The following is an 18,531-nucleotide window of genomic DNA, read 5'->3' as shown; positions in this document are numbered from 1 at the left end:
GCGCTTCGACGACCGGCTTGGCCCGAAGGAACACGTTGTGACCGAATCCCCCTCTCGCATCGTCTTTCGCGACCCGCAGCAGAAGCTCGCCACGCGGGTGTCCGACCTTCTGGAGCGGCTCGACCTGGCGGAGAAGATCGCCCTGCTGCACCAGCACCAGGCCGCCGTGCCCCGGCTCGGCGTCGCCTCCTTCCGCACCGGGACCGAGGCGCTACACGGCGTCGCGTGGCTCGGCGTCGCCACCGCCTTCCCCCAGGCGGTCGGTCTCGCCAGCAGCTGGGACCCGGACCTGCTCCGCCGGGTCGGCGCCGCGGTCGGCACCGAGGTCCGCGCCATGCACCACCGCGACCCGGAGAACGTCGGCCTCAACGTCTGGGCGCCGGTGGTCAACCTGCTGCGCGACCCACGCTGGGGCCGCAACGAGGAGGGGTACGCCGAGGACCCCTGGCTCACCGGGGTGCTGAGCACGGCGTACTCGAACGGGCTGCGCGGCGACGACCCCCGCTGGCTGCGCACCGCCCCCACGCTGAAGCACTTCCTGGCCTACAACAACGAGACCGACCGGTGCCTGACCTCCAGCAACCTGCCGCCGCGGGTGCTGCACGAGTACGAGCTGCCCGCCTTCCGCCCGGCCCTGGCCGCCGGCGCCGCGGTCGCCGTGATGGCCTCCTACAACCTGATCAACGGACGGCCCACGCATCTCAGCCCGCTCATCAACGAGGTGCTGCGCGGCTGGGCCGAGGACGACGTGATGGTGGTCGGCGACGCGTACGCGGTCCAGAACCTGGCCGGCGACCAGAACCTGTTCGAGGACCATCCCGCCGGGTTCGCGGCCGCGCTGCGCTCCGGCATCGACTGTGTCACCGAGCCGGGGCCGCTGTCCGAGGAGTCGTTCACCACCGCCCTGGACCGTGGCCTGATCACCGAGTCCGACGTGGACGCCGCGGTTCGGCACATCCTTTCGGTACGCGTACGGCTCGGCGAGTTCAACCCGGAGGAGGACCCGTACCGGGAGACCGGCCCCGAGGTGATCGACTGCCCGGAGCACCGCACGCTGGCCCGGGAGGCGGCCCGCGCCTCGGTGGTGCTGCTCGGCAACGACGGCCTGCTCCCCCTCGACCCGGCGGCCACCCGGCGGATCGCGCTGCTCGGCCCGCTCGGCGACACCACCTTCGACGACTGGTACAGCGGCACCCCGCCGTACCGCCGGACACTGCGCGACGCCCTGGCCGAGCGGGTCGGCGCGGACGCGGTGCTCTTCCACGAGGGCGCCGACCGGGTGGCGCTGCGCTGCCCGGCGGGCCTGCTGTCGGCGGACCCGGAGGGCGGTCCACTGCGGATCGGCTCGCCTGAGGACGAGAACACCGCGCTGTTCGACGTGCTCGACTGGGGCGAGGAGACGTTCTCGCTGCGGGCTGTCGTCAACGGCCGGTGCGCCGGCGCCGACGGGCTCGGCCCCGAACCCCACCTGCTGATCAACGACCGGCCCGGCCCGAACGGCTGGGAGGTGCGGGAGACGTTCCGCTTCGAGCCGGCCGGCGACGGTGTGGTTTTGTTCCACGTGCAGAGCGGGCGGTACCTTTCGGCCGGCGGGGACGGGCTCGTGCGTACCGGCGCCAATCGGGCCGCGGACGCCACCGTCTTCACCGTCGACCTGCTGATCGACGGGGTGGCGGCGGCCGCCACGGTGGCCGCGGGGGCCGACATGGTGGTGTTGGCGCTCGGCAACCATCCGCTGGTCACCGGCCGGGAGACCGCCGACCGCCGGGACCTGGCGCTGCCCGGCACCCAGGACGATCTGCTGCGCGCCGTCCAGGCCGCCAACCCGCGGACCGTGCTGGCGTTGAGCAGCAGCTACCCGTACGCGATCGGTCATGCTCTTGATCTTCTGCCGGCGATCGTGTGGTCGGCGCACGGCGGCCAGGAACACGGGACGGCCCTCGCCGACGTGCTCTTCGGCAGCGACCCGTCGGGTGTGCCCGTCGACCCGGCCGGACGGCTCACCCAGACCTGGTACACCGATGCCGGCGACCTGCCGGACCTGCTCGACTACGACATCATCGCCACCGACGCCACCTACCTCTACTACCGGGGCACGCCGCTGTTCCCGTTCGGGCACGGGCTGTCGTACACCTCGTTCCGCTACGAGAACTTGCGCGTCAGCGCGGCGTCGATCGGCCTGGACGGCGAGGTCACGGTCACCGTCGATGTGATCAATACCGGACACCGGCCCGGCGTCGAGACGGTGCAGCTCTACACCCGTCAGCAGCGTTCCCGGGTCAAGCAGCCGCTGCGGCGCCTGCGCGGCTACCGGCAGGTCCGGCTCGAACCCGGCGAGCGGTCCACGGTGGAGTTCCTGCTGCCCGCCGCCGAACTGGCGTTCTGGGACGTGACCCGCTCCCGCTGGGTGATCGAGGAGGCCACCCACACCATCGCGGTGGGCCGGTCCAGCACCGATTGGCGCCTGACCAGGACGCTGCGCGTCGACGGCGAGCGCATCCCGGACCGCTCACCCTGGTCGCCACTCCATCTCATCGACAACGATGGGTACGCGGAAACGACACCCGTAGCCGTCCCGGACCACCCCGGCGAGGCCCTGCGCGGCGACCGCCCCGGGGCGTGGGCGGTCTTCGACCAGGTCGACTTCGGCTCCACCGGCCCGTCCCGGGTCCGCGCCGCCCTCCCCACCCCAGGCGAGATCGTCCTCCGCCTCGACGACCCGCTCTCCGGCCCGATCCTGGCCACCCTCAGCACGACGGCCTCAACCCGGATCCCCCCGGTAACCGGCACCCACGACCTGTTCGTCCTCTACTCAACCCCCGACACCACAGTCACCACCATCACCTTCACCCGCTGACCCCGCCTTCCCACCGGACGGCGGCGCACTCAACGTCCGCCTTGCCGCCACCCCCATCACCCCGCCGATCTTGGACGATCGACAACCACTCACGGCAGGAAGACGTCCAAGATCCGGACAGGGAGGCCGCACCACCCACCTTGGACGATTGCCGCGGAGCAATCAGGCGCAGGAGGATAGGGGGATGACTGGTCTCGGGCAGGCACTGGCGTTCGCGGGTGTGATCGGGCTGGCGGCGGTGTCGCCGGGGCCGGACTTCGCGGTGGTGGTGCGGCGTTCGGTGGCGGCCGGGCGATGGCATGGGATGGCCGCGGCCGCAGGGGTCGCCGCGGGGGTGTTCGTGTGGTCGGTGGCCGCCGCGGTGGGGGTGGCCGCGCTTCTGGCCGCGTCGGCGGTGGCGTTCACCGTCGTGAAGCTGGCCGGTGCGGCGTACCTGCTCTGGCTGGGGGTGAGCGCTCTGCTCGCGGCCCGGCGCGGCGGCGGTGAGATCGAGCCGGCAGCGGGTGGGCGTCCGGAGAAGCGGCTGTGGGCGTCGTTCCGGGACGGCCTGGTGACCAATGTGCTCAATCCCAAGTGCGGCGTGTTCTTCGTGGCGGTGCTGCCGCAGTTCGCGCCGGTGGACGGCGCCGCCGCCGACGTGTTGCTGCTCTCGGTGGTGGCGGTCGCGGTGACGGTGGCCTGGTTCGTCGTGGTGGCGAACCTGGTCGCGGCTCTGCGCCGGGTGCTGTCCCGGCCGATGGTGCGCCGCGCCCTGGACGCCGTCACCGGCGCCGTCCTGATCACGATCGGGATCCGCCTCGCCGCCTCCCCCACGCCCTGACCACGACCCGCGTCCGCCGAGCCGCCTCCACCGCCCCCTGACCACGACCCGCGTCCGCCAAGCCGCCTCCACCGCCCCCTGACCACGACCCGCGTCCGCCGGGCCGCCTCCCCCGTGCCCTGATCACGATCGAGGATCGCCCCGCCGCCTTTTCCGCAGTCTGATCGCCAGCAGGGCGAGGAGGCCCGCGACCGTGAGGATCAGGGCGTTGCGGAGGTGCGGGCCCAGGCCGCTCGGGGGACGGGCGGCTCGGATCAGGCCGCCGCTGATCACGTCGTCGGCCACGTCGACCGAGCGGATCTGCAGGTCGGGGCCGGTGAGCAGGGTGCGCGGGGTGGTGAACGGGCTGACCGCCCACACCTCGGTCTTGCGGACCCACTCGTAGTCGGTGAGCCCCTCCCCGAGACGTGCGCCACCGGTCTCGAAACCGGCGACGTCGATTCCCGCGAACGGGTGCGACGCCGTCACCACCGCCTCCCCGGTACGCGACCAACCGAGCAGCCGGACAGCCACCAGGTCGGTCAACTCGCGGATGGCGGGTACGGACCGCTCCTCACCGGTGATCGCGTCGACCATGGTCAGCTTCCAACGGGACGGATAGTCGGCGCCGTCACAGCAGCGGCTCTGCCGGAGGAGGGTGAGCCCGGCGCCGTCCGGGGTCCAGGCCCCCTTCCCCGCGAGGTGGCTGCCGTCGGCCGCGGTAAACCGGCTGATCGACTGCCCGTCCACCGTGGTGACCGCGACGATCGCGCCGGTCTGGTATGCCAGCTTCCCCCCGTCGCGGGAGAACGCCACGGTGTAGCCGTCCCGGTCGGTTCGCGGGTCGAGGTCTCTGATCACCCGGAAGGTTCCGGCCCCCGGATCCACCAGGTACAGGGAGGCGCTCGTGAGAATCTCATCGTCGGTCGTGTAGGCGGTCACCGCCAGCAACCGGCCGCCCGGGGACCAGGCCTGCGGCACGACCAGGTCGGCGCCGAGGCGGGGCAGGGGCGTGTGGTCGCCGGTACCGAGATCGATCACCGAGCCGACCGTGGCGAGCCGGGTCCCGTCCGGGGACAGCACGGCATGCTCCCCGGCGTACCGGAAGTTCTCGGGATCGTGGGAGATGCCGTAGACGTCCTCGTGCGCACCGACCAGGGCCAGGTCGCCCTTGCTGCCGAGCGGCCACCAGTCCGGCGCGCCGAAGACGACGCTCGCCGCGCCGATCGGTTCCGCCTCCACTTCGGAGGTCCCCCACAGCGGAACGCCGACCTCGTCCGGCAGGGAGCCCGGCGTGCCGGGTGGCGCCGCGGGGAGATCCTGGCCCGGCCGGTCCAGCGGGACGATCACGGTCAGCGCGACGGCCAGGACGGCGGCCGCCGCGGCGAGGATCCGGCCCCGGCGGCGACGGCGCCGGGCCAGGTCGATCGCGCCGCGGTAGAGGTCGTAGGGCTCGACCTGGTCGGCCCGCTCCCGCAGGGCTCCACGCAACCGGGCTGTCACGACCGTCCCCTCACGGCTCGTTCGGCCGGCGCCGGCCGATCCTCGTCGACCAGATGTGGCGCCGTGGTCCGCAGCCGGGCCAGGGCGTCGTGGGTGTGCCGTTTGACCGTGCCGACCGAGCAGCCCAGCATCGCGGCCGCCTGCGCCTCGGTCATGTCTTCGTAGAAGCGCAGCACGAGCACCGCGCGCTGCCTCGGGCTGAGCCCGTCGAGGGCCTGGTCCAGGGTCATCCGCAGGGCGGTGGTGCGGTGCGGATCCGGACCGCCCCGATCGGGTGGGGCGGCGGCCAGCCGCTCCGGCACCCGGCGGCGGCGCCACCAGGACATCTGAAGGTGGTACATGGTCCGGCGGACGTAACCCTCGGGGTCGCCGTCCCGGACCTTCCGCCAGTGCCGGAGCACCCGGGCCAGCGCCGACTGGACCAGGTCCTCGGCGGCGTGGTGATCGCCGGTCAGCAGATAGGCGGCACGCGACAGCGCCGGCCCGCGCGCCGAGACGAAGTCCCGGAAGCCCGGATATCGATCCTCGCCGACTCCCACATTCACAATCCTCTAGAACGCCGGCCGCCGGCCCCATGGTTGGGGGCCGGCGGCCGGTATTTCAGCGCCGGGCGGCGCGACGGTGGCCCAACCACCGCGCCGCCCGGACGTTCTCTCACCCTGCGAGCGTTCCGCTCACCGCGGTTCCGGTACGGGTGACCTGGTACGTCACGGTCTCCCCGCTCCAGAGGTAGAACCGCAGGTTCACGGGTGCGCCGTCGGTGACCTCGGCGAAGAAGTCCGGGGTCAACCTGATGGTGCCGGCCGGGTAGTCGGGGGCGAAGGCCCGGTCGAACTCCTTGTACGGCGTCCATCCGTGCGGCCCGGCGTTGCTGCCGTCCGCGTAGGTGGCCGTCATGGTGGCGAGACGGTCCCCGTTGAACGTGGTGGGGATCGCGAACGCGCTGGTCTCCCCGGTCACGGCGGCCAGCTGCGGGGTGTCGGAACTGACCACGTCGAGCCGCCACGGGACGCCACGGGAGAACCGCAGTGACAGCGACGCCTTCACTCCGTACCCCTCGGTCCTGGTCAGTCGCTGGAGCAACCCGGCAGTGAGGGTGAGCTGATCGCCGGAGACCTGGTAGTCGGGGCCGCGCCGCAGCGTCGTCTCGCCGAGGCGGACGTGGGTGAAGCCGAGGCCGTTGAGGTTGAGCGTGATGGTCTGCGCGGTGACCGGCGCGGATCGCCGGACGAACACCAGGTCGCTCGCCGCGGTGCCGGAGCGGGTGCGCCAGCTCGACGAGATCTGGCCGAACAGTTCGGCGTCGCGCCAGACCCCGGCGGTACGGTCGTAGTGCTGGCCGTTGTCCCAGAGCATCGTGGTGACCCCGGACGCACGGGCCTGCTGCCCGAAGAGCTCGAAGAACTTGAGCTTCTCGCCCTGCTCGATGGTGCCGGTGTGCCGGTCGAAGCCGAGCAGACCGTATTCGCCCAGGATCACCGGGATTCCCTTGCTGATCAGGCTGTCGCGGAGCCGCTGGAAGGTGCCGAGCAGGTCCTGCTGGGCGGTCGCGTCGAACCGGTAGCCGCCGGCCACGTTGACGCTGAACGGCCAGTAGCCGTAGTAGTGCACGGTAGCGATCAGGTTCGGGTCGTTCAGCGCGGTGAACTCGCCGGCCAGCGCGTCGAGGCGGCCCTGGTCGGCGTTGGTGTGCAGGGTCGGCAGGACCAGGAGCCGCTTGGCGTTGCCGCCGCCGGTGCCGCGCACGATCCGGTGGAAGGACGTGTTCAGCTCGGCGAGCAGCGCGTAGTTCTCGGTGTCACCGGTGCTGCCCCAGAACTGCGGCTCGTTGACGCTCTCCAGCAGCAGCCTGGGCGAGGTGTCCCGGAAGGCGCCGGCCACCTGTGTCCAGATGGCGTTGTAGCGGGCCAGCACGTTGTCGTGGTCGGTGGGCATGGTGGCGATCCACTGCCACGAGTCGTGGTGGCTATTGATCATCACGTAGAAGCCCTCGTCGAGCGCCCAGCCCACCACCTCCTGTACGCGGGCCAGGTAGGCGGGATCGATCGTGTAGTCCGGCGCCGGGCCCTGGTGCTGTCCCCAGGTGACCGGGATGCGGATGCTCTTGAAGCCCTGGGCGCGGATGCCTCTCAGCAGCTCCCGGGTGACGCGCGGGTTGCCCCACGAGGTCTCGTCGGCGCCGGTGGCGTCCAGGGTGTTGCCGAGGTTCCAGCCCGGTTGCATGGCTTTCGTTATCGCGGCGGCGGTGGGCGCCGCCTGTGCCGGACCGGCCCACGCCATCCCACCGAGGATCAGGGCGAACGCGAGCAACCTGCCGAGTAGTCGCGACATGACGCTCCTAGCTAGGACGCGCGGGAGTACGGGGATTGGGAGCGCTCCCGCTTCACCTCGGCAGACTATGTATGGACGCCAAACTATGTCAATCGATGTCCACACATGACTGCGGACCACCCGGGGCGAGCGGGGGATGCGCTCCTCGCCCGGCGGTGGTCCGCAGACTCGCTGGAGGTGCCCGCCGCGTCGTCGAAGGGGAGTCCCGGCGGCGAGGCGTCAACAGGACGCCAATCGCACGGAGGCTAGTACTCGGTGCATTCCGCAGAAAGGCAGACTCACGGAATCATGCACTTTCCAGAACCGATTCCAGCAACCCTCGCAAGAATTGCCAACCAGAACTCCGGCGGGTTTGTCCAGCGCTGCTACCTGCAACTTTGCAAGTTGCACAAGATCATCCAATAACCATCCCTCCTAACTGGAATTGGCACGTCGAATTCTCGGCAACGCATTGTCGTAACCCTATTACGGTTCGTACTCTGATGGTCAACTGCAATCGACCTTCGTAAGTACGATGCAGCGGGCCGGCTGACACGGGGCCCGGAGGGGAGCAGCCATGCTTGTCAAAGTGCTCGACCAGATCACCGACGACGACATGCACAAGGCCGCTTGGGAGCTCTACGAAAGCGCTCTCGGCGAGATGCGGTCACTGGCGGTACAGCGCCACCTCATGTACCAGTCGGAGTTCGACGACGTCATGTCGGACCCGCGAGTGGAAAAGTTCGTCTGCTTCGATGAGGAGGGCAACCTCTGCGGTCTCGCCACGTTCAGCAACGATCTTTACGCGATGCCGCTGATCTCACCGGAGTACTTTGAACGGCATTGGCCGGAACTGTACCGGCAACGCCGGATCTGGTACGCCGGGTTCGTCGCGGTCGGTCGCGCATCCCGCGCATCCCGGGCACTGCTGGAACTGATGGAGGCGATGTTCAACACCGCCGCCGCTCAGAACGGCATCATCGCCCTCGACTTCTGCCGGTACAACGACGTCAAGCGCAACATGGGCCGCGCCACCGAGCGGATCCTGAACCGGTTCGCCGGCGGCACGATGCGTGCCAAACGCATGGACGAGGAGCAGTTCTGGGCTTACGAGTTCCCAGCGGCCGCATGACTTGGCCGCCCCGGTCAGACCATAGGCTCCCTCCACATCGCCCAGAGCGGCGGTCCGTCGGGTAGTTCGATCACGGACCGGACCCGGTATCCGTGCCGGAGGTAGAGGTCACGGTTGCGGGGATCGTTCGCCTCCAGGTAGGCGGGGATACCGGCACGATCGAGCCTGGCGTGATGCCGGCCGAGCAGGGCGCTGCCGACGCCCCGGTTCTGCCGGCTCGGGCGCACGGCCAGGAAAGCGAGATAGTGGTGCGGCTCCAGCGGATGGTCGGCGTCGAGAGCGGCGTCAAGTTGGTGAACGCGGTCAGTCGCGTCCTCCGCGGCCTCCTTCACCCGGCGGTCGTAGTCAGCCGGTGGCGGGATCATGGAGGTCAGCGGGAACCAGAGAGCGACGCCGTCCATCCGTCCGGTCTCATCGGTGGTGCCGTACACCTCCCCGTATTGCACCGCGTGCTCGACGAAGATCTCGAAGTATCGGGGGGCGTTGCTACGTCGTGCCATCGGATCCGGGTGGAGCCAACGCGCGACTGGGCCGTCCCACATGGCGTCTGCCACGAGTCCGGTGATCTCGGCGGTGTCCAGCGGCGAAACGTGCCGGACCACGAGTTCCTGAATGGCATAGGTCATGAACGTTTCCCTACCTGATCGACTGCATGTGACTGTTGCCCGCGAGCGCGTGAGAATGTGGCCGGTTGAGGTCCGCTAGATCGAAAACGGACCGTCCGGCGCCGCCGCGCCCGATCATGGCGTAGGAGTGCGGGCGCCACCGTCGCATCGCCAGCGCCCAGAAGATGCCCAGCACCGCACAGACGAGGTATGCGACCGGGAAGATCCATCGGAACGGCGAGCCTTCAGGCACCTGCAGGATGTCCCCCAGGCCGATGACAGTGGCGTCGAGGACGATGCTGAGCAGGAAGAACGCCATGATGGGCGCGACCATCGAGCGCCAGACGTTCTCCCGGCCCGGATTTCGCAGGAAGAACGCAACCACCGCTGCCGACGCGCTCCACATAAGAATGAGCACGCCCAGCCCGCCGACCGTGGTCAGCCAGGCGAACAGATACACCAGCGGATCCGCGCCGAGGAACGCGTACAGGATGATCACGCCGAGCGCGAGGATGCTCTGCGCGATCGAGCCGACCACCGGTGCGCCGGTCCGCGGATGCGTGTAGCCCCAGATGCTCGGCAGCACGCCCTCACGGCCCAGCGCGAACTGGTAACGCGCGACCGCGGCATGGAAGGCCAGCAGCGCCGCGAAAATGCTGGTCATGAAGAGCAGATAGCCGATGCTGACCAGGATTTCCGGGACGTGCGGCGCGACCAGGGTGAAGACCAGGTCGGTCTTCTCTTCCTGAGCGACCGCGACGATACGCTCCGGCCCTGTGCTGACCGACATGGCCCAGGCCGAGGCACCGAGGAGAAGACCGGCCACGATCACCGAGAAGTGGGTGGCACGGGCGACTGTCCGCTTCGGGTCCTTCGCCTCTTCGGAGAGCACGACGGTCGCCTCGAAACCGACGAACCCGGCGATGGCCAGCACCATCATGGCCGCCACCTCGGGGGTGAGGAGCTGGACCGGCTCCAGCGTCGCGAAGCTGACCGTACCGCCGGCCGGGTGGGTAACCATGATCAGGTCGTAGACCAGGACCACGGCGATCTCAGCGGCCAGCAGCACGCCGAGCACCTTGCCGCTGAGGTCGACCCAGAGGATGCCGAGCACGGCCACGAGCGCCCAGGCGACGAGGGCACAGATCACCCAGGACGCCTGCACGCCGAACGCGTCCAGAACACCCGAGGCGACCACACCGAAGAGCCCGAAAAGACCGATCTGCATCATGGCGTATGCGGGCAGGGCCACGAACGCCGCGGACACCCCCAGCTGACGACCGAAGCCGTGGCTGATGTAGGAGTAAAAGGCCCCGGAATTGACAATGTGCCGGCTCATCGCCACGAAGCCGACCGTGAAGATCGACAGAATCGCGGCAACCACGATGTAGACCACCGGGGCCGCCGTCTGGCCTATCACCGCATAGACCGTCGAGATCCCACCGATGATTACGGTCAGCGGTGCCGCGCCAGCCACGCCGAAGAAGACCACCGACGGTACACCGAGTCGGTTGCTGGCCAGCGCACGCGAGATCAGATCCGGTTCAGTCGCGCGTCTGCGCTCCATCAACACCCGTTCGGCCCACATGTCGACGTTGTCACGTCGGCGTTGATGGCGGCCGGCCGGGCTCACCGCCGACCGACCGTGAGGGCAGAGCCCACCGAGGACTCGGTGCACTCCACGAGCTCGCGGAGGTCGCTGGGGAGGGAGGCGATCATGCTCGGCAACCCGTGGTAGATGTGCGGATAGTTCTCGAAGCCGTACATGACATGACGTGTGAGCCCGGTCGCCACCACGAGGCCGACGAGCATGCGGTCGGTGAGGTTGAGATCCAACCCGCGGACCAGCATGTTGGCGACCCGGGTCGAGGCCCAGGCCGCGGCATTGCGCTGCCGGGCACTATTGGGCATGTAGAGCGTCTGCGTGGTGCCCAGCATCCTGCGCCGGGTCACGAGTTCCACGGCCCCTACCCGCATCAGCCGCTCCGCCACGCGCAGTCCGGCGTCCTGGGCGAGAAAGGCGAGCCACGTCCGCAGGTCACGGTGTTGTGGCTGGGCATTGAGAAGGTCCAGAATGTCGTGATTGAGCGCGTCCCGTGGCGGTCGCCGGTCCAGTACGAGCAGGTCCCCGTCATTGACGCCGATGCGACCTTCGAGGACCAACTCCGCTAGTAAAGCGGCGGCCAGACCCAGGCCGGTCGCACGAGGGTGGAGACGGGAGCGCCCGGTCCGGTCCTCGTGCGCGATCAGGTAGTACTGGTCAGCCAACACTGCGTCACGCCCCTTAGACGCAAGTTCCAATGATCTTTTACCTATGTAGGAAACAAGACAGAACTCGATGTCCGGAGCATCATGTACCCAACACCAAGGTCAATACAAGAAGTACTAGACTTCTTATTCAGTCCTCGGTGCCGAGGTCCACTTTATTGATCTTTTCGAAATAGCGATCATGAATGGGTTACTGGATCGTCAGGGAGCGGTCGTAATATCGACTCCATCAGGACCGTAGGGGAGTCCAGGTGTCCGATATCGAGGGTCCGACGCTGCGTCGCCGCCGGCTGGGGGCGGAGCTCAAACGATGCCGGGAGGCCGCGGGCCTCACCCAGCAGGACGTGTCACGCCACTTCGAGTGGCATTCGGCCAAGGTGACCCGCATCGAGACCGCCCGGGTGGCGGTCACCCCGCGGGACGTGCGTGACCTGCTCACTCTCTACAACGTGCGGGATCAGAGCTATCGCGAGGCGCTGGTCGAGCTGGCCCGGCAGTCCCGCGAGCGGACCTGGTGGACCGACTACCGCGACATCATGCGGCCGGGCAACTTCGTGGGCCTGGAGGCCGCCGCCTCGGCGATGCGGACGTGGGAGCCGGTGCTCGTGCCCGGCCTCCTCCAGACTCCCGCCTACATGCGGTCACTGATGAGAAGCGGACGCCCGACCGATCCCGAGGAGCACATCGACCGGCGGATCACGCTGCGCCTGACCCGTCAGGGCCGGCTGACCAGTGAGCGCCCGCTCGAGTTGTCGGCCTTCATGGACGAGGCCGTACTGCACCATGTGATCGGTGGCGCGGAGGTCATGGCGGAGCAGCTTCGCCATTTAATCGAGGTAGCTAAATTACCGAATGTTTTCCTGCAGATTTTGCCCTTCACCGCTGGTGGGCACCCCTTCCTGAGCGGCCCGGCGGCGCTTTTGGAGTTCCGAGAGACCACCCATTTGGATGTTGTTTACATGGAAGGCCTTGCGGGAGACTTGTACGAGGAACAACCAGACATGGTTGACTGGTATCGGCAGGAGTTCGAGCGATTGAGCGCCATGGCGCTTGACCATCGCACGACCATCAAGATGATCGAGAGTCTGCTCGTCGCTTAGCACTCCCGACGAACAATCACATCGAAGGGAGGTGCTTGAGTTGCTTGCGCACCAAATCAACGGGGCCGTCTGGAAGAAGGGCAGCCGTAGTAACGGTACAGGCGGCAGCAACTGCGTCGAGGTCGCATTCCTCGACGGTGGTGGAATTGCCGTCCGTGACAGCAAGGACCGGAGTGGACCGGCCCTCATGTTCACACCAGCGGAGTGGACCGCCTTCGTGGACTCTGCCAAGGACGGCGAATTCGACATCGTTTCGTGAGAGCCTACCGATAGGTGCGAGCCGATGGAAGGCCTGAGCCAAGGTCGACTTTCGTCATCTGCACCTTGAGGGATATCGCGGTGATCCGCTCACGCGGGCGCCGTGGCATCGGCACCGGCCCTGCCACTTTCCGTGGCAGGGCTATCACTATTCACGCTCCATTCCCGACTATTCACGAATGCTTCTCTCGTTACTGATGAGGATCGGCCAGAATCGCTGACCCCGGGTTGATCGCGCACCACTGAGCGTGAGCAATCGGGGTCACGCCGCCTGGGCGAACGCCGAACGCCGCAACTCTCCCGCCCCGGCCGGCGGCGCGGCCGACCGGACCACGGTGGCCCGGGCCTCGGCGCGCACCGCCTCCCGCCGCAGACTGTCCCGGCTCCGGCGGGCCAACTGGACGTCGTGCCAGGCGGCCCGTTCCGCGGCCACCGCCTCCCGGTAGACCAGCGCCAGGTGCGCCGCCGACGCCCGGGACACCGCCACCTCCTGCTCCGCCGGGTGCAGCCAGGCGTCCCACCCGCCGCCACCGGTCAGCGCGCCGACCACGGCGGCGGCCGGCAGCTCACCCCGATCGGCGGCGGCACGGACCGCATCGTGCAGGAAACGCTCGCGAGACGCGTACTCCGCGGGGTTCTGTGGGGTCCAGGGCGTGCCGAAGGCCGCTGTCGCCCGGCAGCGAGCCCAGCGCGCGTCCGCGGCCTGCCACGCCGCGAAGGCCGCCTCCACCCGGTCGGCGGCCGCCTGCCAGTGCCCCTGCCAGCGGTCGACCGCCTCACCGGCCTGCGTGGCCGCCACCCGCACCTCACCGGCGAACCGCAGCGCGTGCGCCACCTCCGCCGCCCGCCGGGCCCGCCGCTCCTTTCGCCGCTGCCCGGTCAGGCGCACCCAGGTGATCGTCTCGACCAGCTCGAGGCGCGGGTTGCGGACACCGTCCGGGCTGGCCAGGACGACCAGGGCGGGCAGGGCAAGGAGCATCAGGACGGCCCAGACGGCGATCGGGGCGGGCTCGGACAGCAGCATGTCGGAGAGAATGTTCACGGTGGTCCGTTCGGTTCGGCTCGGTGCGCGGCGTGAATCAGGGCGAAGCTGGCGGTCGGCGGGCTCGCGGATCGCCGGGACGATCTGCCCGGAAACGATCAACGGGAGCGGAAGCCCGCGGCGGCCGCGGGAGACGGGTTCGTCAGAAGAGGACGGCCGCGGGCGGCGCGCGCGGGGTGAGGATCCCGGCGGCGTGCCGCGTGGCCAGCAGGCCGGTCCGGTCCGGCACCCGGTGGGTCGCGCTTCCCTCAGCGGTACGCCGTACGAGCTCCGCGTCGATGTAGGAGGCATCCCCGGCCGGGGGCGTCACGGAATCGGTCCCCACGCTCAGATGCGCGTCATGGGCCGGACCGGCGGCGGGATCCGCGATGACACCGGTCGTCCGGGCCGGGTGCGCGGTGTCGCCGATGGCGTGGACCGCGTGGGCCGAGTGATGGGATGACTCGCCGGCGCCGTGGCCGGCCGCCGTGAAGAGGGCGAGGAAGAGCGCGAACAGGAATGGCAACGACCGGAGCAGCGCGCTGCGTCGGATCGTTGCCATTTCCTGAAAGTACCCGATTGTGATCTTAGGTCCGTTTCGGCACGCCGGAAACGGGCTCAGGGGGCGGTCCAGCCGACCGGGACGTTGCCGATCCGTACGCGCTGCGGGTGGTCACCGACCGGCACCGAGGCGACGGCCTGTCCGGTGGCGAAGCTGATCGCGGTGACCCGGTCGGCGCCGGCCTCGGAGATCACGCAGTCGAGGCCGTCCGCGCTCACCGTGGCCCAGTACGGCTTGATCGCGGTGACCAGCGGCCCCGGGGTGAGGGTGGCCCGGTCGACGACGGTGGCGTAGTCGTCCATGGTCCCGGCGACGCAGAGCTTGGCGCCGTCCCGGCTGATCGACAGGCCGTGGTGGCGGGAGTCGTTGACCCAGGTGGTGCGGTCCGGGTCGGTGGCCGGGTTCTGCGGCAGGTCCCGGATCCGGGTGATCTTGTCGGTGGCCACGTCGTACTCGACCAGGCCGGCGAAGAACGACACCTGGAAGTAGAGCTTCGACTCGTCCGGGGTGAAGACGGCCGGGCGGACCGCGTCGGAGAGGTCGCTGCGGCCGAAGGCGTCCAGGCGGTTCCGCATGTCGATGGTGCGGGCCACCTGGAAGGTGCCCGTGTCGGCGACGGTGATCTTCCGGTCCCCCTTGGTGAAGTCCAGCCAGGGGGCGTCGAGGTCGGTGTTGACCTCACCGATCGACATGTTCCACAGGTAGCGGCCACCGCCGGTGTAGATGTTCTCGTGCGGTTTGTCGCCGGTCGCGAAGGAGCCGAGCTGCCGGCCGGTGACGATGTCGAGTACGTGCACGGTGTTGCCGGTGGAGGCGGAGACGGCGACCGAACGACCGTCCGGGCTGACCGCCATGTGGTCGGAGCGGAAGCCGCTGACCGGGAACCGCCAGCGCAGCTTCCCGGTGGTCAGGTCGATCGAGACCACGTCGGCGAAGCTGGGCCGGGAGATCACCAGGGCGTCGCCGGCCGGGGTGGTGTACATGTCGTCGACGAGCTGGTCGTGCCCCTCCCCCGGCCCCTGCTGGATGCCGAGGTAGAAGGCCAGCCGGATCGGGTTGAGGTAGATCTCGGTGAGCCGCTGGGTGCGGTCCGGCACCACGTTGAGCCGGCCGACTCGGCTGTAGGAGCCACCGGCCTCGATCACGTCGACGGTGCCGTCCCAGTTGTTGCCGACGAACATGACCTGGCGCAGGGCGGGGGCGGCGGCCGCCGGCTCGGGCGCCACGGTCGCGCCCGCGGCGAGCAGAAGGCCGAGAGCGAGGGGTACGAGATGAGTCTTCATGTGATTCCCATCGATATCGTGACCTGTTACTTTGCGGTAACACCAGGAGAACAAGAGGATGACTCACATCGATAGGTTGTGAGACCCAATGCGGACGCTCCCCGTTGTCGCCCGGACACAACCCGACCCGCTCGCCGCCCTGGTGCACGGGCTGGCCGACGACGCCCGGCTGGTCGACGACGTGGTGGCCGCGGCCCGCGCCCAGTCCCCGGAGGCCGCCCGGCTGCCCAAGGCGGAGAGCCGCCGGTACGTCGCCGCGCTGATCCGGGCCGGGTGCGCAACCTTCCTGCGCCCCGGCGAGCCGGCCGGTGAGGACTTCGCCGAGGCGGCCCGGTTCGGAGCCGAGGGCGCGGCGCTCGGCGTGCCGATGGCGGCGCTGCTGTCCGGGGTACACGCCGGCCGCAGCCGGATCCTGGAGATCGCGATCGCTCGCGGCCGGACCGCCGGCCTGCCCGACCACGTGCTGCTCCAGGGGCTGCTCCGGCTCGACCGGTACGGCAGCGCGCTGGAACGGCACGTGCTGGACGGCTACCGGACGGCGGAGCGGCAGCTCGACAGCGACCGGCGGGCCGCCCGGGTCCGGCTGCTGCGTCACCTGCTGCTCGGGGAGAAGAGCGACGGCGTGGAGAGTGACGGCGTGGATCCGGCCCGGTTCGGGCTCACTCCCGGCGGCCGGTACCACTGCGCCGTCTCGGACGTGGCCGAGCCGGGCCGGGTGCGGGAGCTGGAGCAGGCGTTCGCCCGGTGCGGCGGGATCCTCGGGCCGGTACGGGGCCGGCTGTGCGGGCTCACCCCACGACTGCCGGAACTGACCACTGTCGCTCCGGCCGTGGTGGTGACGACTCCGCCCGTACCCCTGGAAAAGGCGACGGAGGCGCACCGCCTCGCCCGCCTGGCGCTGCACGCGGCTCGCGCCCGGGGGGTGACCGGGCCGTGCGAGGTGACCGAGGTGGCCGGGGAGACGGCGCTGGCGGCGCAGCCGATGTTGGCCGGATTCCTGCGGCACGGGCTGCTGGCGGCGCTGGACCCGGCCGACGATTTCCACCGGGAGCTGGCCGGCACGGCGCTGGCCTATCTGGACCACGGACAGCGGCTGGACCTCACGGCGAGTGCGCTGCACCTGCACCCGAACACGGTGCGTTACCGGCTGCGGCGGCTGCGGGAGCTGACCGGGTTCGGCGAGCGGCTCACCGTGTTGGAGACCGTCCGCTGGTGGTGGGCGCTGCACACATGGCGGGGCCCGGTGTGATGGGCGGTCACACCGGGCCTCTCTAGCCGATCACCACTTGCGGTAGTCGGTCTGGGTCTGTGCGTTGAACTGCCACGTCCGCTCCCGCTCCGCCTTGTCGATGCGGCGGTCGCTGACCTCCAGGACGTCGAAGCCCTTCTGGATGTCGTTGGAGTAGATGTGGCCGTTGTACCAGTACGCCGACCAGGAACCGCCGACGATCAGCCGGTCGAGGCTGAGCGGGCCGCGCTCCCAGTAGGCGATCTCCACCGGCTTGCGGGAGTTGGTGAAGTCCCAGATCGAGATGCCACCCTGATACCACGCCTGGACCATGATGTCGCGGCCCTTGACCGGGATCAGCGAGCCGTTGTGGGCCACGCAGTTCTCGGTGGTGGCGTTCTCCCGGGGGATCTTGAAGTAGCTGCGGAACTCGAGCTTGCGGTGCCGGCCCTTGCCGGTGATGTCGTAGATCGCGTCGGCGCCCCTGTTCGCGCCGATGGACGGCAGGCACTCCGCGCCACCGCCGCCGCCGAGCTCGTCGGTGAAGACGACCTTGGTGGCATCGTTGTTGAAGGTCGCCGAGTGCCAGAACGCGAAGTTCTCCGCGTCCCGCACGGTGGTGATCACCTTGGGCGACGCCGGGCGGGAGATGTCCAGCAGGACGCCGTCGCCCATGCACGCGCCGGCCGCGATGTCCTTGGCCGGGTAGGCGGTGATGTCGTGGCAGCCGGTGGTCCGTCGGCTGTCCGCGTCACCCTCGAAACCGCCGTCCGGGAAGAGCACCGGCGCGGCGATCAGGCTCGCGGTGTCCGGCTTCTTCAGCGGCACCTTGATGATCGAGATCCTGTCGTGCGGCTGCGCGCAGTTCGGCAGGTCCACCACGTCGAGGTTGTACGACGAGACGTAGACGTACACCGAGCGATCGTGGCCCTTGCCCGGAACCAGCGTCAGGGTGTGTGAGCCGCAGTCGGTCTTGACCGCCTTGACGTACTTCGGGTTGCGCGGATCGCTGACGTCGAAGATCTTGACGCCTTCCCAGCGGGGCGCGGTGGACGGCTCCGAGTTCGGCACCGAGACGCTGTTGCAGGAGTCGTCGTTGCGGATCGAGTCGGTCGCCAGGAAGAGCAGGTCCCCCCAGATCGAGATGTCGTTCTGCGAGCCGGGGCAGAGCACCTGGGTGACCGGCACCGGGTCACTCGGCCTGCTGATGTCGTAGACGCTGAAGCCGTTGTAGTTGCCGGCGTACGCGTACTTCCCCTGGAAGGCCAGGTCGCTGTTGAGCGCGTTCTCCGCGGCGAACGGGCCCACCTTGGGCTCGTTGGCGATCTGCCTGATGTTTGGGCTGCTGACGATCTGGTCCACGCCTGGGATGCCGGCCGGGTCCGCTTGGACCGGCGCGGCCATGACCAGAGTGGACAGGACCGCCGCCGCCCCGATACAGGCCAGGCGCTTTAACCGCCCTCGTGAGGCAGGATGCTTCATGAAGCTCCTTCCGGTTTCGGAGCACCGATGACGCACGGCGAGTTGTGTCGTCCGCACTATCGGTGACAGCGATGTCGGTCGTTACGATAACCGTCGAAGCCTGATCGTGGGGGCCGCCTGCCG

The 18,531-nt window shown here is 69.3% G+C and carries 16 protein-coding genes; 6 read left to right on the top strand and 10 right to left on the bottom strand.

Features of this window, described 5'->3' with window-relative positions:
• Positions 1-37: 37 nt before the first annotated feature.
• Both IEZ13_RS31160 and IEZ13_RS31155 read left to right on the top strand, forming a co-directional pair.
• Complete coding sequence (locus IEZ13_RS31160) at positions 38-2,857, top strand: glycoside hydrolase family 3 C-terminal domain-containing protein (protein ID WP_229795270.1); 2,820 nt, start codon at positions 38-40, stop codon at positions 2,855-2,857.
• A gap of 184 nt (positions 2,858-3,041) precedes the next feature.
• A complete protein-coding gene (locus tag IEZ13_RS31155; RefSeq protein WP_183224845.1) occupies positions 3,042-3,677 on the top strand; it encodes a LysE family translocator in 636 nt (211 codons plus the stop codon).
• Positions 3,678-3,800: 123 nt separating this feature from the next.
• Here the strand turns inward: IEZ13_RS31155 and IEZ13_RS31150 are convergent, their stop codons facing one another.
• The 3 genes from IEZ13_RS31150 to IEZ13_RS31140 form a co-directional block, all read right to left on the bottom strand.
• Positions 3,801-5,159, bottom strand: a complete 1,359-nt coding sequence (locus tag IEZ13_RS31150; protein WP_183224846.1) for a TolB-like translocation protein — start codon at positions 5,157-5,159, stop codon at positions 3,801-3,803.
• Complete coding sequence (locus tag IEZ13_RS31145) at positions 5,156-5,698, bottom strand: SigE family RNA polymerase sigma factor (RefSeq protein WP_183224847.1); 543 nt, start codon at positions 5,696-5,698, stop codon at positions 5,156-5,158. Before IEZ13_RS31145 ends, IEZ13_RS31150 begins: the two co-directional genes overlap by 4 nt.
• 115 nt (positions 5,699-5,813) lie before the next feature.
• Positions 5,814-7,490: a cellulase family glycosylhydrolase gene (locus tag IEZ13_RS31140; RefSeq protein WP_183224848.1), complete on the bottom strand. Its 1,677-nt coding sequence runs from the start codon at positions 7,488-7,490 to the stop codon at positions 5,814-5,816.
• Between the two features lie 556 nt (positions 7,491-8,046).
• Between IEZ13_RS31140 and IEZ13_RS31135 the strand changes: the two genes are divergently transcribed.
• Positions 8,047-8,601, top strand: coding sequence for a hypothetical protein (locus tag IEZ13_RS31135; RefSeq protein ID WP_183224849.1), 555 nt, complete (start codon positions 8,047-8,049; stop codon positions 8,599-8,601).
• A 14-nt stretch (positions 8,602-8,615) separates the two neighbouring features.
• Here IEZ13_RS31135 and IEZ13_RS31130 read toward each other — a convergent pair whose 3' ends face one another.
• From IEZ13_RS31130 to IEZ13_RS31120, 3 genes are all read right to left on the bottom strand, one after another.
• Positions 8,616-9,227: a GNAT family N-acetyltransferase gene (locus IEZ13_RS31130; protein ID WP_183224850.1), complete on the bottom strand. Its 612-nt coding sequence runs from the start codon at positions 9,225-9,227 to the stop codon at positions 8,616-8,618.
• 10 nt (positions 9,228-9,237) lie between these two features.
• Positions 9,238-10,773, bottom strand: a complete 1,536-nt coding sequence (locus IEZ13_RS31125; RefSeq protein WP_183224976.1) for an APC family permease — start codon at positions 10,771-10,773, stop codon at positions 9,238-9,240.
• A 62-nt stretch (positions 10,774-10,835) separates the two neighbouring features.
• Positions 10,836-11,477 (bottom strand): GOLPH3/VPS74 family protein, encoded by a 642-nt coding sequence (locus IEZ13_RS31120; RefSeq protein ID WP_183224851.1) that lies wholly within the window; start codon positions 11,475-11,477, stop codon positions 10,836-10,838.
• Between the two features lie 248 nt (positions 11,478-11,725).
• On the opposite strand from IEZ13_RS31120, the gene IEZ13_RS31115 reads away from it, so the two are divergent.
• Both IEZ13_RS31115 and IEZ13_RS31110 read left to right on the top strand, forming a co-directional pair.
• Entirely contained in the window at positions 11,726-12,574 is an 849-nt protein-coding gene (locus IEZ13_RS31115) for a helix-turn-helix domain-containing protein (RefSeq protein ID WP_183224852.1), read from the top strand.
• A gap of 40 nt (positions 12,575-12,614) precedes the next feature.
• Entirely contained in the window at positions 12,615-12,833 is a 219-nt protein-coding gene (locus tag IEZ13_RS31110; protein ID WP_183224977.1) for a DUF397 domain-containing protein, read from the top strand.
• Positions 12,834-13,094: 261 nt separating this feature from the next.
• Here the strand turns inward: IEZ13_RS31110 and IEZ13_RS31105 are convergent, their stop codons facing one another.
• The 3 genes from IEZ13_RS31105 to IEZ13_RS31095 all read right to left on the bottom strand — a co-directional run bounded on the left by IEZ13_RS31105 (position 13,095) and on the right by IEZ13_RS31095 (position 15,698).
• Positions 13,095-13,874, bottom strand: coding sequence for a hypothetical protein (locus tag IEZ13_RS31105; RefSeq protein WP_183224853.1), 780 nt, complete (start codon positions 13,872-13,874; stop codon positions 13,095-13,097).
• 142 nt (positions 13,875-14,016) lie between these two features.
• Positions 14,017-14,415 carry a hypothetical protein gene (locus IEZ13_RS31100; RefSeq protein WP_183224854.1) on the bottom strand — a complete coding sequence of 133 codons (399 nt, stop codon included), beginning with the start codon at positions 14,413-14,415 and terminating at the stop codon, positions 14,017-14,019.
• Positions 14,416-14,471: 56 nt separating this feature from the next.
• Entirely contained in the window at positions 14,472-15,698 is a 1,227-nt protein-coding gene (locus IEZ13_RS31095) for a YncE family protein (RefSeq protein WP_183224855.1), read from the bottom strand.
• 88 nt (positions 15,699-15,786) lie between these two features.
• Here IEZ13_RS31095 and IEZ13_RS31090 point away from each other — a divergent pair, with 88 nt between their 5' ends.
• Positions 15,787-16,947, top strand: a complete 1,161-nt coding sequence (locus IEZ13_RS31090; RefSeq protein WP_183224856.1) for an RsbRD N-terminal domain-containing protein — start codon at positions 15,787-15,789, stop codon at positions 16,945-16,947.
• A gap of 30 nt (positions 16,948-16,977) precedes the next feature.
• On the opposite strand, the gene IEZ13_RS31085 is transcribed toward IEZ13_RS31090, so the two are convergent.
• Entirely contained in the window at positions 16,978-18,408 is a 1,431-nt protein-coding gene (locus IEZ13_RS31085; RefSeq protein WP_183224857.1) for a hypothetical protein, read from the bottom strand.
• Between the last annotated feature and the right edge of the window lie 123 nt (positions 18,409-18,531).

The organism is Actinoplanes campanulatus, from assembly GCF_014647795.1.
Classification (GTDB): Bacteria; Actinomycetota; Actinomycetes; order Mycobacteriales; family Micromonosporaceae; genus Actinoplanes; species Actinoplanes campanulatus.
Note: the sequence above shows the minus strand (reverse complement) of the source record. Positions and strands in the feature narration are given on the sequence as shown.

What these genes read in the sequence shown, in the direction of transcription:
- IEZ13_RS31155 (WP_183224845.1), top strand. Translation starts at nt 3,042, where the DNA reads ATGACTGGTCTCGGGCAGGCACTGGCGTTCGCGGGTGTGATCGGGCTG.
- IEZ13_RS31140 (WP_183224848.1), bottom strand. Translation starts at nt 7,490, where the DNA reads ATGTCGCGACTACTCGGCAGGTTGCTCGCGTTCGCCCTGATCCTCGGT.
- IEZ13_RS31135 (WP_183224849.1), top strand. Translation starts at nt 8,047, where the DNA reads ATGCTTGTCAAAGTGCTCGACCAGATCACCGACGACGACATGCACAAG.
- IEZ13_RS31130 (WP_183224850.1), bottom strand. Translation starts at nt 9,227, where the DNA reads ATGACCTATGCCATTCAGGAACTCGTGGTCCGGCACGTTTCGCCGCTG.
- IEZ13_RS31125 (WP_183224976.1), bottom strand. Translation starts at nt 10,773, where the DNA reads ATGGAGCGCAGACGCGCGACTGAACCGGATCTGATCTCGCGTGCGCTG.
- IEZ13_RS31100 (WP_183224854.1), bottom strand. Translation starts at nt 14,415, where the DNA reads ATGGCAACGATCCGACGCAGCGCGCTGCTCCGGTCGTTGCCATTCCTG.
- IEZ13_RS31095 (WP_183224855.1), bottom strand. Translation starts at nt 15,698, where the DNA reads ATGAAGACTCATCTCGTACCCCTCGCTCTCGGCCTTCTGCTCGCCGCG.
- IEZ13_RS31090 (WP_183224856.1), top strand. Translation starts at nt 15,787, where the DNA reads ATGCGGACGCTCCCCGTTGTCGCCCGGACACAACCCGACCCGCTCGCC.
- IEZ13_RS31085 (WP_183224857.1), bottom strand. Translation starts at nt 18,408, where the DNA reads ATGAAGCATCCTGCCTCACGAGGGCGGTTAAAGCGCCTGGCCTGTATC.